Below are 16,403 nucleotides of genomic sequence, written 5' to 3'. Positions count from 1 at the left end.
ATGATTCCGGCTGGCGTGCATCGGGTCGATGACCTGGGAGGTCATGGCGGCGCGCCGCAGCCGCGCCAGAATGCGGCCCCATGAGCACAACCCACTCCCACTCGTCCAAGGCCGGCCAGCCCGGCGCGCGCGATCCCTTCGGCGTCCACCTGCGGCACTGGCGCACCCATCGCCGCCTGAGCCAGCTCGACCTGGCGCAGGAGGCCGAGGTCTCGACCCGCCACCTGAGCTACGTCGAGACCGGCCGCGCCGCGCCCAGCCGCGAGATGGTGCTGCGCCTGGCCGAGCGGCTCGAGGTTCCGCTGCGCGAGCGCAACGCTCTGCTGGTGGCGGCCGGCTTCGCGCCGATGTACAGGCAGCGCTCGCTGGACGATCCGGCCATGGCCTCCGCGCGCCGGGCCATCGACCTGGTGCTGAAAGGCCACGAGCCCTTTCCGGCGCTGGCCGTGGACCGCCACTGGAACCTGGTCGCGCACAACGCGCTGGTGCCGCTGCTCATGGAGGGCGCCGCGCCCGAGCTGCTGAAGCCGCCGATCAACGTGCTGCGCCTGAGCCTGCACCCGGAAGGCGTGGCGCCGCGCATCGCCAACCTCGCGCAGTGGCGCGTCCACCTGCTCGAAAGGCTGCAGCAGCAGATCGCCGCCACCGGCGACGCGGTGCTGCAGGCACTGCACGACGAACTGGAGGCCTATCCGCCGCCGGCCGTGAGCCACGACGCGCCCGTCATCGACACCGCGCTGTCGGCGGTCGCCGTGCCTTTCCAGGTGGTCATGCCCAGCGGCATGCTGAGCTTCATCAGCACCACCACGATCTTCGGCACGCCGGTGGACGTCACGCTGCAGGAACTCGCGGTGGAATCGTTCTTTCCGGCGGACGAGCAGACGGCGGCTGCGCTGGCTGCCCTGGTGGCGCAGCAGCAGCAACAGCAGCAGCCGGCCTGAGGTCCGCCCTGCCCTGCGCATCGCGCGGCGGGCCCTCGAAGTCGTCGACCTGGATGACCTTGTCCGCCGCCTTCAGGTAGGCCAGCGCCAGCTCGGGGTCGGGCGCCGAACTGGCGGCCTCCTCGAGCGAATTCGTGCGGCGCAGCACCTTGTTGAGCGCAGCCGTGCCCTCGCCGAGCTTCGCGCCCAGTTCCATCGCGTGCATCAGGTCGAGCAGGCCGCCCGCGGCGGGCTCGCTCAGGTCCGGCGCCAGGCGCGCGACGATGCGCGGCTCCTTGCGCAGCAGCTCCGCCAGCTCGAGCAGCTGCACGTCGCGCAGCGGCGCCAGGTGCGCGGTGCGGCGCAGCACCAGCGCGCCGATCACGCGCCGCCCGGCGGTCGGCAGGTTCGCGTAGAGGTCGCGCAGGATGCTTCCGGCCTCGTCGATCTGCAAGCGGATCGCCGCCCGCGCGAAAGGCAGCATCTCGGGCGCCACCTCGACCCGGTAGCGCCACACGCACGCACTGGCCAGGTAGAGATGCGCGAGCACGTCGCCCAGCCGCGCCGACAGCAGTTCCATGCGCTTGAGCTTGCCGCCGAGCAGGCCCATCGCGAGGTCGGCCGTGAGCGCGTACTTGGCGCTCATGCGCGCGATGAGCCGCGCCTCGTGCATCAGGTCGTCTGGCGGCGATCCGAGCACCGGCGCTCCGAAAAGGCTGCGCCACAGGTTCAGTGCCACATGCCTGCCGTGCGCCATCAAGGCCTTGCCGAGCGCCTTCTCGTCCCCCGCCTGCACGGCGGCCATTTCGTCGAGCACATGCGGATGGCACCGCACCGCGCCCTGCCCGAACACGATCAGCGCGCGCGTGAGGATGTTCGCGCCCTCCACCGTGATCGCGATCGGCGCCTGCCGATAGGCCACGCCGAGCAGGTTCGACGGGCCCGAGATGATCCCCTTGCCGCCGAGGATGTCCATGCCGCGGTTCACTGCGCGCCGCCCCGCCTCGGTCAGCTGCACCTTGAGGATGGCGCTGGCCACGCTGGGCCGCTCGCCCTTGTCGAGTGCGGCCGCCGTGAAGCGCCGAGCGGCATCGGAGGCATAGAGCTCGGCCGACATCTGTGCCACCAGCCCCGCGACCGCATGGAACCTGCCCACCGGCATGCCGAACTGCTCGCGAATCCGGCCGTAGCCGTTGGCCACGTACAGCGCGGTCTGCTGCATCGCCGAGCCCAGCGCCGGCAACGATATGGCGCGACCCGCGGCCAGGCACTCCATCAGCATGCGCCAGCCCTGGCCGACCTGCGGCTCGCCGCCGATGATCCACTCCATGGGCACGAACACCTGGCGGCCGCGAATCGGGCCGTTCATGAAGGCGCTGTCCATCGGATGGTGGCGACGGCCGATCTCCATGCCCGCCTGCGGCACGGGAATCAGCGCGCAGGTAATGCCCAGTTCGCGCTCGCCTTCCGGCCTGCTTTCGTCGATGGCATGGAAGGCCAGCCCGACCACGGTGGCGACCGGCGCGAGCGTGATGTAGCGCTTGTCGAAATCGACGAGGAAGCCGCGCTTCGTGCGCCCGCCGATCTCGCGCTCGACCAGCACGCCGCGGTCGGGAATCGATGCCGCGTCGGAGCCCGCATAGGGCGAGGTCAGCCCGAAGCACGGCAGCTCGCGGCCGTCCGCGAGGCGCGGCAGGTAGTGGGCCTTCTGCACGTTGGTGCCATAGCGCAGCAGCAGTTCGGCCGGGCCGAGCGAATTGGGCACCATGACCGTGACGGCCGTCGCCACGTTCACTGTCGCGATGCGCGCCACCACCGTGGCGTGCGCATGGTGGCCGAAGCCGAGGCCGCCGAACTCCTCGGGAATGATCATCCCGAAGAAGCGTTTCTCGCGCAGGTAGCGCCACACCTCGGGCGGCAGGTCGTGCGCCTCGTCGATGGCATGGTCGTCGAGCATGCGGCACAGCTCGCGCACTTCGTTGTCGAGAAATCGCTGCTCGCGCTCGTCGAGCCGGTTCGGGCCCATGGCGGCCAGGACATCGAAGTCGGGACGGCCCGCGAAGAGCCGCCCCTCGAAACCGACCGTGCCGGCCTCCAGCGCCGCGCGCTCGGTGTCGCCCAGCGGCGGCAGCGCCTTCGAGAAGGGCCGCATGGCCCATCGGCCGATCAGTGAAGCCAGAGGCATGGTGCGTCTCCTGCCGCGACGAATGGTGGACTCGCGCGGATCGAGACCATTCTTCAGGCCCACGGCGGGCCCCAGGGGCCAGCCAAGGGCCTCCCCGCTTGTCGGAGACGGACGCCTATCGCTTCTTCGGCGGCTGGGCAGCAGCTGCGCCGGCAGGCGACGCCCCCGCTGCGGCGGGGTCCCGCCAGCCGTACTCCACATAGCGCCGGATGATGAGGCAGCCCGGCGGCGAATCGATGAGCGAGACCGACGAGGTCGGCTCCTTCTCGTCGGTGTAGACCGTGTAGTTGGGCAGCAGCCGGGTCATCTTGTAGGTCGAGAGTTCCTGTTGGCCGACGCTCGCGCAGGTGAAGGGCGCGACCGAGATGCGCTCGGCCGACACGGTGCAGGCACCGCTGTCGTCGGGAACGGCGGTGATCGACGCGGCCACGCCGGCGTTCGGAAACTCCATGCCGATCAGCGAGAACATCGGCCCGCCGTCGGGACGCTTGCGGTCCCAGTCGAGCAGCACGTCGTGGCTGCGGCTGCCCTGCACGGTGAGCGTGGAAAGCCGCGTGATCGCCGGCAGGCAGCGCTTGACGCCCACGCTGGCGGCGGCGCGCGTGAGCGTGTCCTGCGGCTGCGCGGGCGGCGCCTGCGGCACCAGCACGCCCTGGGCGAACGCGGCACCGGCGGCAGTCCACGCCAGGATGGCGAGCAGCAGGCGGGGGAATCGTGGAGTCGGCTTCATACCGGTCCTCATGCGTAAAGGTTCTCGATGGCAGCGGTGTAGATGCGCACGTTCTCCTCGCCCTCGGGGTCGAGCGTGGCGATGAAACGGCGCGCGCGCTCGCGGTAGGCAGGCAGGTCGGCGTCGTGTTCGGCGAAGGCGCGCCGCAGCGCGAGGCCACCCTCCTCGCAGTCGAAGCCGTGATAGCGATAGCCGCAGTCGCCGATGAGGTGCGAGTTGTGGATCAGCGGGTAGCCGCCGTACAGCGCCTCGTAGTAGACGTAGTTCTGCGCGTTCTCCCAGTGGTGCGCGAACACGGCGTCGATCTTGCCGGGCATCACCTGGTAGACCGGAAAGCGCCCCTCGAAGGTGGCCAGGCCATGCTGCACGATGTCCAGGCTCTGCGCGAAGCCGACGAACAACGGCTTGTCCTTCAGGTGGAAGCTGTTGAAGACCCACATCTTCTCGATGAGCCTCGGCTGCGCGCGGTGCGCCGCCTCGCAGCCCAGCATGGGGATGAAGCTGGTCTTCACCATGCAGATGTTGGGCTCGAAGATGGCCACGCGCCACTGCTTGCGGCCGGGCTCGTAGGCGAAGGGCGGGCTCTGCGGCGCACGGGCCATGGCGCGCTCCAGCACCATCGGGCTCCACAGGTGCGGCATGAGCCGCACGGGCGCGCGGAAGGTGCTCTCGAAATAGGGCTTGCACGACACCTCGTACTCGGGAATCGTCCACACCTCGTCGTAGGGCGCGCCCGAGATCAGCAGGCCGTGCGGCTTGTCGAAGATCATGCGCTCGATGTCGATCACGTAGTCGTTGCCCACGCGCATCGAGACGATCTTGCCGCCGCGCTCGCGGAAGGCCGTCGACCACGGCATGGCGAGCTGGGCGCTCATCTCGATCATGAGGTCGAGCTGCTGCCCGGCAGTGGCCATGTCGATGATGGGCACCGGTGAATCGGCGAGGAAGCTGGTGGCGTCCGCCGGGCCGCCGTCGCCGCCGCCGGCCACGAGCACCGCGCTTTCCACGCGCGGCGAGCGCAGCAGCAGCATCACGAGGAACAGGCAGTTCTGGTAGACGCCGTTCTCCCACAGGCTCTGCTCGCTCTTGCGGATGAAGATGGAGACGCCGACCTTGAGCTTCGCCGGCATCATGCAGCGGCCCTCGCTGCATCGGCGCGGAACGCGGGGTCGCCGCCCACCAGGTGCAGCAGGCGCTGCGCGTAGCCCTCGACGTTCGCCGAATGCAGCGGATCGAGCGACTCGAAGACGCGCATGGAGCGCGCGCGGTAGTCGTCGAGCTGCCGGTCGTGGCCGCGCACGGCCTGCAGCAGTTGCGCCGCGCCGGCGGCGATGTCGAAGTCGGGGTAGTAGTAGCCCGCGTCTCGCAGCCAGGGCGAGTTGTGCACCAGCGGGTAGTTGCCGTAGAGCGCGTCGAGGTAGCTGTAGTTCTGGTCGTTCTGCCACTGGTGCGAGACCACGGCGTCGGCGAACTGCACCATGAAGCCCGCGAAGTCGTGCCGGCCGTGGAAGATCGCCTTGTGCTGGCGCACGATGTCGAGCGAGTTCGCCAGGTAGAGCATGGTCGGGTGGTCCTTCAGGTGCAGCGTGTTGAGCACCTGCATCGAGGTCACTGCCGACGGGTCTGCGCGATAGGCACCGTCGCAGATCAGCATGGGCACGCTGCTGGACTTCACCACCGAGATGTTGGGCTCGAAGATCGCGACGCGAAAGCCGGGCTGTTCGGCGGTGCGCGGCACATAGCCGAAGCGGTGGCCCGCGGCCTCGACCTCGGCGACGCGCTGGGCCAGGAACTGCGCAGACCAGAGGTAAGGCACCTCGAACACCGGGCAGCGGTGCATGGTGCGCATCATGGGCGCGAAGGTCGCGTCCTTCGGCAGCAGCCACACCTCGTCGCAGCGGTCGGGCCTGCTGAAGTGGCCCTTGTCGGTGAAGACGATCGGCTCGGCCAGCGCCGCGAAAGGCTGGCCCACGCAATGGAACGCCACGCGGCCGCCGCATGCGCGGAAGTACGAGAGCCACTGCACGTCGAGCGCGCCGGCCATCTCGATGACCACGTCCAGCGAATCGGTGAGTTCGCGCGCGCGTCCGAAGGCCAGTCCCATGGCCGCCGTGTCGACCTGGGGCGGCATGTTCTGCTGGTCGCCCGCGTCGATGAGGGTCACGGACTCGACGAAGCCGATGCGTTGCAGCAGCCGGGCCAGGAACAGGACGTTCTGCCCCATTCCGTTCTCCCAGATGTTCTGCCCCGCATGGGTAAGGACTGAAATACCGATGCGCATGAGGCGGAGTGTGTACCAAAAAGAACGGCTCCCACGCCGTGAAGCGCGGGAGCCGCCCGTTGGAGGGCTGGCCGTTGGCCTTTCAGTGGCTTATTTCCACTTCCAGCCGATGCCGGCGTTGATGCCCCATTCCTTGCCCGTGGTCGTCAGGCCCGCGCCCCAGGACATCTTGCCGTCGTCGGACAGCGCCTTGAAGGTCAGCGCCACGGCGCTGTAGCCCTTGTAGCTGCCCAGGCCCACGCCCACGGTCTTCTCGCCGGGGTACAGCGTCGGCAGGTAGGTGCCCGACATCGCGAAGGCCATGGCCGTGCCCGAGTAGGCGATGCGCGCCACGTCGCCGACCTGGCCCTGCACCTGGTTGAGCTGCTGCACGTTGACCGCGTCGCCCGGCAGGATGCCCGCCGCCACGTTGCTGATGCGCGTGCCGCCCGGGGCCTGGCCGTTGCCCAGCGTGATCTGGTTGTAGTTGACCGACCCGTCGGGGTTGGTCGCGTACTGCACGCTGCTGGCCTTCGCCGCCGCGGACGCGGCCTTGAGCTGCGCCACGTTGGTCGCGTCGCTGTCGGCCGTGCCCGCCGCCACGCCGGTGATCTGGCGGAACTGGCCGTTGGCCGCGTCGCCCACCGACACCGCTGCCTGGGTGCTGGTGGTCGCCCTGATGGCCGCCTGGTCCTGCGCCGTCGCGCTGCCCGGCACGTAGCCGGCCACGCCCGCCGCGGTGGAAGCCACCGAGCCCGAGCCCAGCGCCACGCCGCCGCTTTGCTGCACCACCGCGCCGAAGCCGATGGCCGTGCCCTTGGAGACGTTCTGCGCCTGGCTCAGCGGCGTGCCGCCGGCATCCGCGTTGTCGCCCAGGGCCACGCCGCCGCCGCCGGCACGTGCATTGGCGCCGATGGCCTGCGAGCCCGTGGCCAGTGCGCCGGTGCCGATGGCGATCGCGTTGGTGCCCGTCGCCTGCGCGCCGAAGCCCACCGCCACCGCGCCGTCGGCAGTCGCCTTCGCGCCGTTGCCGGCGGCGAAGGAGTTGGCGCCGCTGGCCACCGACTGCGGACCGATCGCCACGGCTTCCTGGCCGCTGGCCACCGAGTCGCCCGCCGTCGAGTTGGCGTGGAAGTACTTCGTGCCGGTGTTGTAGATGTTGTTGACCGAGGTGCTCAGGCTGTTGAGGTTGACGTTGGTCGTGCTCAGGCCGGTCGAGAGGCTGCCGATGCCGCTGAACGCCGTGCTCAGGCCGCTCGACGTGGAGGTCGACAGGCTCGCGACGTTGCTGTTCGTGCTGCTCAGGCTCGTCGACAGGCTGTTGATGCCGCTGGTCGCGGTGCTCAGGCCCGACGAGGTCGACGTGGACAGGCTGTCGATGCTGCTCGTGGCCGTGCTCAGGCCGGTCGACGTCGAGGTCGACAGGCTCGCCAGGCTGCTGTTGGTCGTGCTCAAGCCCGTCGACAGGCTGCCGATGTTGCTCGTCGTGGTGCTCAGGCCGGTGGACAGGCTGTCGACCGTGCTCGACACCGTGCTCAGGCCGGTGGAGAGGCTGGCGACATTGCTGTTCGTCGTGCTGAGGCCCGTCGACAGGCTGCCGATGCTGCTGGTCGCGGTGCTCAGGCCCGTCGAGGTCGATGTCGACAGGCTCTCGATGCTGCTCGTGGCCGTGCTGAGACCCGTCGACAGGCTGCCGATGCTGGTAGAGGTGGAGGTCGACAGGCTGGCAACGTTGCTGTTCGTGGTGCTGAGGCCGGTCGACAGGCTGTTGATGCTGCTCGTCGCCGTGCTCAGGCCCGTCGAAGTCGACGTGGAGAGGCTGTCGATGCTGCTCGTGGCCGTGCTCAGACCCGTGGACGTCGACGTCGAAAGGCTCGCGACACTGCTGTTCGTCGTGCTCAGGCCGGTCGACAGGCTGCTGATGCCGGTCGACGTGGAAGTCGACAGGCTGTTGATGCTGCTGGTGGCAGTGCTCAGACCCGTCGAGGTCGACGTGGACAGGCTGTCGATGCTGCTCGTTGCCGTGCTCAGGCCAGTCGACGTCGAGGTCGACAGGCTGGCGACGCTGCTGTTCGTCGTGCTCAGGCCGGTCGACAGGCTGCTGATGCCGGTCGACGTGGAAGTCGACAGGCTTGCCACGCTGCTGTTGGTCGTGCTGAGACCCGTCGACAGGCTGCTGATGCCGGTCGAGGTGGAGGACGACAGGCTGGCGACGTTGCTGTTCGTGGTGCTGAGACCCGTCGACAGGCTGTTGATGCTGCTGGTGGCAGTACTCAGACCCGTCGAAGTCGACGTGGACAGGCTGTCGATGCTGCTCGTCGCCGTGCTCAGGCCGGTCGACAGGCTCGCGACGTTGCTGTTGGTCGTGCTCAGGCCAGTCGACAGGCTGCTGATGCCGGTAGACGTGGAGGTCGACAGGCTGGCGACGTTGCTGTTCGTGGTGCTGAGACCGGTCGACAGGCTGCTGATGCTGCTGGTCGCGGTGCTCAGACCCGTCGAGGTCGACGTGGACAGACTGTCGATGCTGCTCGTTGCCGTGCTCAGGCCCGTGGAGGTCGAGGTCGACAGGCTCGCCACGCTGCTGTTCGTCGTGCTCAGGCCGGTCGACAGGCTGCTGATGCCGGTCGACGTGGAGGTCGACAGGCTGGCGACGTTGCTGTTCGTGGTGCTGAGACCCGTCGACAGGCTGTTGATGCTGCTGGTCGCGGTGCTCAGGCCCGTCGAAGTCGACGTGGACAGGCTGTCGATGCTGCTCGTGGCCGTGCTCAGACCCGTGGACGTCGACGTCGACAGGCTCGCGACGCTGCTGTTCGTCGTGCTCAAGCCAGTCGACAGGCTGCTGATGCCGGTCGACGTGGAGCTCGAGAGGCTCGCAACGTTGCTGTTCGTGGTGCTGAGACCGGTCGACAGGCTGTTGATGCTGCTGGTGGCGGTGCTCAGGCCCGTCGAAGTCGACGTGGAGAGGCTGTCGATGCTGCTCGTTGCCGTGCTCAGGCCGGTCGACGTGGAGGTCGACAGGCTCGCGACATTGCTGTTCGTCGTGCTCAAGCCCGTCGACAGGCTGCCGATGCCGGTCGACGTGGAAGTCGAAAGGCTCGCGACGTTGCTGTTGGTCGTGCTCAGGCCGGTGGACAGGCTGTCGATGCTGCTCGTCGCGGTGCTCAGGCCGGTCGACGTGGAGGTCGACAGGCTGGCGACGTTGCTGTTCGTCGTGCTCAGGCCGGTCGAGAGGCTGCCGATGCTGCTCGTCGCCGTGCTCAGGCCCGTGGAGGTCGAGGTCGACAGGCTGGCGATGCTGCTGGTGGCAGTGCTCAGGCCCGTGGACAGGCTGTTGATGGCGCTGGTCGAGGAGCTGAGGTTCGTCGAGAGGCTGGCGACGGTGCTGTTGGTGGTGCTCAGGCCGGTGGACAGGCTGCCGATGCTGCTGGTGGCAGTGCTCAGGCCGGTCGACGTGGAGGTCGACAGGCTGGCGACGCTGCTGTTGGTCGTGCTCAGGCCGCTGGACAGCGAAGCGGTGACCGTCTTCACCTGCAGCACGTTGACCGCGTCCTGGTCCGCGGTGCCGGGCGCCACGCCCGTGATCACGCGGTTGCCCACGTTCACCTCGCCGGCGGCGCTCTGCTTGCTCGTCAGGCCGAAGGCGTCGTAGTTCGTCATCGCCGCCGCGGTGCGGCTGGCCGCGGAGTCCGCGCCGAGCGCCACGCTGTTGTCGCCGGTGGCGATCGCGTTCTGGCCGATGGCCACGCTGTTGGCGCCGATGGCCTGGCTGTCCGCGCCGGTGCTGTTGGCGTGGAAGTACTTCGTGCCGGTGTTGTAGATCGAGCTGACCGACGAGCTCAGGGTGCTCAGGTTGCTGTTGGTCGTGCTCAGGCCGGTCGACAGGCTGCCGATGCCACTGGTCGCGGTGCTCAGGCCGGTGGACAGGCTGCTGATTCCGGTCGAGGTGGAGGTCGACAGGCTGGCGACAGCGCTGTTCGTCGTGCTCAGGCCCGTCGAGAGGCTGGTGATGCCGGTCGACGTGGAAGACGACAGGCTGGCGACAGCGCTGTTGGTCGTGCTCAGACCTGTCGACAGGCTGCTGATGCCCGTCGAGGTGGAAGACGACAGGCTAGCCACGGCGCTATTCGTCGTGCTGAGGCCAGTCGACAGGCTGCCAATGCTGCTCGTCGCGGTGCTCAGGCCCGTCGACAAGCTGCTGATGCCGGTCGAGGTGGAGCTAGACAGGCTGGCGACAGCGCTGTTGGTCGTGCTCAGGCCGGTAGACAAGCTGCCGATGCTGCTGGTCGCGGTGCTCAGGCCGGTCGAGAGGCTGGTGATGCCGGTCGAGGTGGAGGACGACAGGCTAGCCACGGCGCTATTGGTCGTGCTGAGGCCGGTGGACAGGCTGCTGATGCTGCTCGTCGCAGTGCTAAGACCTGTCGACAGACTGCTGATGCCGGTCGAGGTGGACGACGACAGGCTGGCGACAGCGCTGTTGGTCGTGCTCAGGCCGGTCGAGAGGCTGGTAATGCCGGTCGAGGTGGAGGACGACAAGCTGGCGACCGCACTGTTCGTCGTGCTGAGACCGGTCGACAGGCTACCGATGCTGCTGGTCGCAGTGCTCAGGCCCGTCGACAGGCTGGTGATGCCGGTCGACGTGGAGGACGACAGGCTGGCGACAGCGCTGTTGGTGGTGCTCAACCCGGTCGAGAGGCTGGTGATGCCGGTCGATGTGGAGGACGACAGGCTGGCCACAGCGCTGTTCGTCGTGCTCAAGCCGGTAGACAGGCTACCGATGCTGCTAGTCGCGGTGCTCAGGCCCGTGGAGGTCGACGTCGAAAGGCTGGCAACCGCGCTATTGGTGGTGCTCAGCCCCGTCGAGAGGCTGGTGATGCTGGTCGACGTGGAGGACGACAGGCTGGCGACAGCACTGTTGGTGGTGCTCAGGCCGGTCGAGAGGCTGCTGATGCCCGTCGACGTGGAGGATGAGAGGCTGGCGACAGCGCTGTTGGTGGTGCTCAGGCCGGTCGAGAGGCTGCTGATGCCCGTCGACGTGGAGGACGACAAGCTGGCGACGCTGCTGTTGGTCGTGCTCAGACCGGTGGACAGGCTGCCGATGCTGCTCGTCGCGGTGCTCAGGCCCGTCGACAGGCTGGTGATGCCGGTCGACGTGGAGGACGACAAGCTGGCGACGGCACTGTTCGTCGTGCTGAGACCGGTCGACAGGCTACCGATGCTGCTGGTCGCGGTGCTCAAGCCCGTCGACAGGCTGGTGATGCCGGTCGACGTGGAGGACGACAGGCTGGCCACGGCGCTGTTCGTCGTGCTCAAGCCGGTAGACAGGCTACCGATGCTGCTAGTCGCAGTGCTCAGGCCCGTGGAGGTCGACGTCGAAAGGCTGGTAACCGCGCTATTGGTGGTGCTCAGCCCCGTCGAGAGGCTGGTGATGCTGGTCGACGTGGAGGACGACAGGCTGGCGACAGCACTGTTGGTCGTGCTCAGGCCGGTCGAGAGGCTGCTGATGCCCGTCGACGTGGAGGACGAGAGGCTGGCGACAGCGCTGTTGGTCGTGCTCAGGCCGGTCGAGAGGCTGCTGATGCCGGTCGACGTGGAAGACGACAGGCTGGCGACCGCACTGTTCGTCGTGCTCAGGCCGGTCGAGAGGCTGCTGATGCCGGTCGACGTGGAAGACGACAAGCTGGCGACGCTGCTGTTGGTCGTGCTTAGACCGGTGGACAGGCTGCCGATGCTGCTCGTCGCGGTGCTCAGGCCAGTGGAAAGGCTGGTGATGCCGGTCGACGTGGAAGACGACAGGCTGGCAACGGCACTGTTGGTCGTGCTCAGGCCGGTCGACAGGCTGTTGATGCCCGTCGAGGTGGAGGTCGACAGGCTCGCAACGGTGCTATTGGTCGTGCTCAGGCCCGAGGACAGGCTGGCGATGCCGCTCGCCGAGGTGCTGAGACCGGTCGAGAGGCTCGCGACGTTGCTGTTGGTCGTGCTCAGGCCTGTCGACAGGCTGCCGATGCTGCTGGTTGCCGTGCTCAGGCCGGTCGAGGTGGAGGTCGAGAGGCTGGTGACGGCGCTGTTCGTCGTGCTCAGCCCCGTCGACAGGCTGCCGATGCCGGTGGACGTGGAAGTCGACAGGCTCGCGAGGCTGCTGTTCGTGGTGCTCAGGCCCGTCGAGAGGCTGTTGATGCGGCTGGTGGCGGTACTCAGGCCGGTCGACGTGGAGGTCGACAGGCTGCCGATGCTGCTGGCCGTGGTGCTCATGCCGGTGCTCAGCTGAGCCACGGTCACGGCGTCCTGGAGGGCGGAGCCGTCGGCCACGTTCGTGATCCGCCGCAGGGCGGAAGACGAGCCCACCGAGACTTCGGACGCAGGCGCGGCGGTGCCGGTGAGGAAGCCCGTGCCTGTCGGCGCTGCCGCGCCGGTCACGCTGCCCGCGCCGATCGCGACGCTGTTGGCGTACGTTGCGTTCGCAAGCGTACCGATGGCCACCGTGTTCGACGCGGCGCCGGTCGCATTGGCGCCCAGCGCGATCGCGGCATCGACCACCGTCGCTCCTGGCGGCTTGACCGTCGCGCCATTGCCGATCGCGATGCTGCGGGTCGTCCGGTCATCGGTCGTGGCGTTGCCGCCGATGGCGATGCCGGCGTTCTGGGCCGCGACGCCGATCTGGTCGGCCGACGCGCCGGTACCCAGCGCAATGCTCCCGCCCCAGCTGTTCGCGTTCGTGCCGATGGCGATCGTGTTGACGTCCGTGCTGGAGCCGATCGCCGAGTTCTTGCCGATGGCGATGGAGCCGTCGGCCGCTGCGCGGGCGTTGGTGCCCAGCGCGAGCGAATCTGCACCGGTGGCGATGGAAGTGACGCCGACGGCCACGGCATTGGCGGCCACGGCATTGGCGAGATTGCCGACGGCGACGCCGCCGGTGTTGTTGGCCACGGCGGAACGGCCGACCGCAACGCTCCTGTCGCCCACCGCATTGGCGGCCGCGCCCAGGGCGGTCGACGAAGCGCCGGTCGCCTGCGCGAAGGTACCCACGGCGGTGCCCGAGCTCTGGTTGGCTTGCGCTGCCGCGCCGGCGGCGACGCTGTTCGTGCCGATGGCGTTCGCGCTGTTGCCCATGGCCAGCGAGAAGTCACCCGATGCGTTGGAGCTTTCGCCGAACGAGGTGCTCGACGCACCCGATGCCGTGCTCTTGAAGCCCACGGCGGTCGAGTTCAGGCCCTGCGCGCTCGCCGCCTGGCCATAGGCCGAGGAACTGAGGCCGTAGGCGTTGGAGCTGATGCCGACGGCGGTGCCGAAGGTGTTGGCGCGCGCGCCCGTGCCGATGGCGACTGCGTCGGAGGCGTAGGCGTTCGCCGCGCTGCCGATTGCCACGGCGCCGCCGGCAGTTGCATTGGAAGCGTTGCCGAGCGCGACGGCCGCATTGCCGGTCGCGTTGTTGAGGTTGCCGAGCGCGATGGCGCCGGTGCCGTTGGCCGTGTTGTCGGCACCCACCGTGACCGCGCCGGTGCCGGTGGAGGTGTTCGGATCGCCGATGGCCACTGCGCCGTTGCCGGTGGCCTTCTGGCCGCGGCCGATCGCCACCGCACCGCCGGCCGCGGTGCTGCTGTTCGCGGTGGTGCCGCCGGAGCCGATCGCCACGTTCTGGCCCGTGGCGCCGCTGGTCACGCCATCGCCCTGGGCAATGCCGAAGGCGCCGTTGACCACCGCGCCGCGCCCGACGGCGATGCCCGAGGTGGCGGCGGCCACGACCGACGACTGACCGCCGATCGCGATGCCGTCGACGGCCGCCGAATTGGCGACGCCGCTCAGATTGCTGCCGATGGCGATCGAGCCCGTGTTCGATGCCACGGTGCCGTTACCGGCCGCCAGGGAGTTCTTGCCGGACGCGGCCGCACTCACGCCGAAGGCCGTCGCGCCATCCGCAGTGGCCGCCGTGCCGTTGTTGCCGATGGCCAGCGTGTTCTTGCCGCTGGCGGTGGTCTGGCCGCCGACGGCGGTCGAATCCTGGCCGGTGGCCTTGGCGCTCGTGCCGATCGCGGTCGAGTCACCCAGGGCGGCGGCCGTGCCGCTCGCGTTGGCGCCCCAGCCGATCGCCAGGTTGCTGGAACCGACGCTGGCGGCATTTGCGTTCAGGCCGATGGCGATCCCGTTGACGCCCTGCGCGCTGGCCGCATTGCCCATGGCCACGCTGTTGTCACCGACACCACGGGCATTGAAACCGACCGCCACGCTCGTGATGCCGGTGGCCTGTGCCTGATGGCCCAGCGCGGTGGCCAGCTTGTTGGCCACCGACCCCATGCCGACCGCCGTGGCGCCCACGCCCTGGGCGGTGGTGAAGGAGCCGAACAGCGTCACGCCCAGGAAATTGCCGCCGTTCGCGGAACAGCCGGCAACGTTCGACCAGACACCCGAACCGTCGATGGGATTGGCGGTCGCCCCATAGCTGGTCGTGCCGTCGGGCCCGGTGCCGCTACCGGTCGTGCACCCCGTCGTCGGCCCGATCACTGTGGCCCCCGCCTGCGGAGCGAAGCCGAAGGAAGCAATCACCAGGCCGATCGCCGCCGCCACCGCAGTCACGCTCGAACCGCTTCGCTTGCCGCGTGCAGAAGTGATCTCCGAGGCTGCAACCCAGGCTCCCAGGGATTCGTTCCAGATGCTTCTGTATGACTTGTTCATTTGCTATTCGGCTCGCGGTGATTGGATGGACTCGGTTCGTATCGACAAGAAATGCGATGCGTCCCACGTCAGGGTCCATCGCTGGAGCGCCGGTCTCGGCAGCACTCAATTACAGGAATGCTGGAATGTACGGAGTTGTTTACATTTCAGGTGCGCTGCAGCAATCTTCAAAATCACCTCTGATGATTTAGTTCACAAAAATTTCAAAAAGCATCCGATATCGAGGACCTTGAAATCAGCTGAAGACCATGAAACGAGGTTCCAATTGACACCCAACAGGCCACTCAACCACCTCATCTGCGACGAACTTCACCCATCTCGCCTCCTTCTGGCCGACTTCTTCCTGGCGTCATATCAGCGCTTGTTTTTTGCCAAAAAGTTCACAGGGCTATTTAGAATCGTGAAATTAATCACGCCGCCACAAATCAAATCCCGTGATTTTTTTCACGTAAAAATAGCCACCAGCCCTAATTAACATTTAAGAAACAATTCAATGCCCCACGCATCCAGGCTTCGCATTGGAATCACCATCGGCCTCCATCACGAGGCCGAAACGCTCTGGAACAACGGCATCAAGCAGAACGCCGTGTTCCTGGCGGAAGCGCTGAAGCACTGCCCGGCGGTGGCTTCGGTGGTGCTCGTTAACACGACGGCCATCCCCATCACCCCTGCCCTGCCCTGGGACCAGGCGCGCTGGCCCACGGTGACCTTCGAGGCGGCCAAGGACAGCGTGGACGTGCTGATCGAGCTCGGCGGCCAGATCGACGCGGCGCAGACCGACTACCTGAAGCGCCGCGGCGCGCGGCTGGTGTCGTACTGCTGCGGTTTCGAATACGTGCACGCCATGGAGTCGATGCTGTTCGGCAAGCCGCTGTGGGGACAGAACCTGTTCGTGAACCAGCGCTACGACGACATCTGGATGGTTCCGCAGGTGGCCAACATCAGCCAGCCCTACTTCGAGGTGCTGCGTCGGGCCGAGGCTCGCGCCGTACCCTTCGTGTGGAGCCCGGTGTTCCTCGACGAGCGCACGCGCAACCTGCCCGACGGCGGCGTCTACCGGCCGCATGCCGGAGCACGCCGGCTCAGCGTGATGGAGCCGAACATCAACGTGGTGAAGTTCTGCCTCTACCCGGTGCTGATCGCCGAGCTGGCGTATCGCTCGCGACCCGAGGCCATCGCGCTGCTGCAGGTCACCAATGCCGAGCGGCTGGCCAGGGAGAACATGGAGTTCATCACGCTGATGAACCAGCTCGACCTGGTCCGCGAGCACAAGGCGGTGTTCCTGGGCCGGCACGAAACGCCCGTGTTCCTGGCGCAGAACACCGACATCGTGGTCTCGCACCAGTGGGAGAACCCGCTGAACTACTTCTACCTGGAGACCTGCTGGCAGGGCTACCCGCTGGTGCACAACGCGCACCTGTGCGCGGACCTCGGCTACTACTACCAGGGCAACGACGTGGCCGCGGGCAGCGCCCGCGTGCTCGAGGCCGTCGACACGCACGATGCCGACGCGGCAAACTACCGCGCGCGCCAGCGCACGCTGATCGACCGCTACCTCCCTGGCAACGCCGCGGCCACCGAGGTCTACGACAACCTGCTGCTCGGCCTGATGCAGCGCCCCGCCCGATAGGCCCACGGAAC

At 68.0% G+C, this 16,403-nt stretch carries 7 protein-coding genes and 1 pseudogene; 2 read left to right on the top strand and 6 right to left on the bottom strand.

Annotated elements, in window-relative coordinates:
- Window positions 1–80: 80 nt before the first annotated feature.
- A complete protein-coding gene (locus tag BMY35_RS11795) occupies window positions 81–941 on the top strand; it encodes a helix-turn-helix domain-containing protein (protein WP_093198564.1) in 861 nt (286 codons plus the stop codon).
- On the opposite strand, the gene BMY35_RS11790 is transcribed toward BMY35_RS11795, so the two are convergent.
- The 6 genes and pseudogenes from BMY35_RS11790 to BMY35_RS39095 all read right to left on the bottom strand — a co-directional run.
- Complete coding sequence (locus BMY35_RS11790) at window positions 832–3,105, bottom strand: acyl-CoA dehydrogenase (protein ID WP_093198558.1); 2,274 nt, start codon at window positions 3,103–3,105, stop codon at window positions 832–834. The two genes, BMY35_RS11795 and BMY35_RS11790, sit on opposite strands and share 110 nt — an antisense overlap.
- 115 nt (window positions 3,106–3,220) lie before the next feature.
- Entirely contained in the window at window positions 3,221–3,835 is a 615-nt protein-coding gene (locus BMY35_RS11785) for a hypothetical protein (RefSeq protein WP_093198555.1), read from the bottom strand.
- Window positions 3,836–3,843: 8 nt separating this feature from the next.
- On the bottom strand, window positions 3,844–4,968 hold the full coding sequence (locus tag BMY35_RS11780; RefSeq protein WP_093198552.1) for a DUF2827 domain-containing protein: 1,125 nt from the start codon (window positions 4,966–4,968) through the stop codon (window positions 3,844–3,846).
- Window positions 4,965–6,116, bottom strand: coding sequence for a DUF2827 family protein (locus tag BMY35_RS11775; RefSeq protein ID WP_093198549.1), 1,152 nt, complete (start codon window positions 6,114–6,116; stop codon window positions 4,965–4,967). The genes BMY35_RS11780 and BMY35_RS11775 overlap by 4 nt, the downstream gene beginning before the upstream one ends.
- 90 nt (window positions 6,117–6,206) lie before the next feature.
- Complete coding sequence (locus BMY35_RS11770; protein ID WP_177213622.1) at window positions 6,207–14,591, bottom strand: hemagglutinin; 8,385 nt, start codon at window positions 14,589–14,591, stop codon at window positions 6,207–6,209.
- Between the two features lie 87 nt (window positions 14,592–14,678).
- Window positions 14,679–14,762: pseudogene (locus BMY35_RS39095) on the bottom strand (ESPR domain-containing protein); the annotation flags it as partial.
- A 493-nt stretch (window positions 14,763–15,255) separates the two neighbouring features.
- Here BMY35_RS39095 and BMY35_RS11765 point away from each other — a divergent pair.
- Window positions 15,256–16,392, top strand: a complete 1,137-nt coding sequence (locus BMY35_RS11765; protein ID WP_093198543.1) for a DUF2827 domain-containing protein — start codon at window positions 15,256–15,258, stop codon at window positions 16,390–16,392.
- Window positions 16,393–16,403: the final 11 nt, after the last annotated feature.

The organism is Variovorax sp. YR750, assembly GCF_900109805.1.
Lineage (GTDB): Bacteria > Pseudomonadota > Gammaproteobacteria > Burkholderiales > Burkholderiaceae_C > Variovorax > Variovorax gossypii.
This window is presented reverse-complemented; position numbering and strand designations above follow the sequence as displayed.

What these genes read in the sequence shown, in the direction of transcription:
- BMY35_RS11795 (WP_093198564.1), top strand. Translation starts at nt 81, where the DNA reads ATGAGCACAACCCACTCCCACTCGTCCAAGGCCGGCCAGCCCGGCGCG.
- BMY35_RS11790 (WP_093198558.1), bottom strand. Translation starts at nt 3,105, where the DNA reads ATGCCTCTGGCTTCACTGATCGGCCGATGGGCCATGCGGCCCTTCTCG.
- BMY35_RS11780 (WP_093198552.1), bottom strand. Translation starts at nt 4,968, where the DNA reads ATGATGCCGGCGAAGCTCAAGGTCGGCGTCTCCATCTTCATCCGCAAG.
- BMY35_RS11785 (WP_093198555.1), bottom strand. Translation starts at nt 3,835, where the DNA reads ATGAAGCCGACTCCACGATTCCCCCGCCTGCTGCTCGCCATCCTGGCG.
- BMY35_RS11765 (WP_093198543.1), top strand. Translation starts at nt 15,256, where the DNA reads ATGCCCCACGCATCCAGGCTTCGCATTGGAATCACCATCGGCCTCCAT.
- BMY35_RS11775 (WP_093198549.1), bottom strand. Translation starts at nt 6,116, where the DNA reads ATGCGCATCGGTATTTCAGTCCTTACCCATGCGGGGCAGAACATCTGG.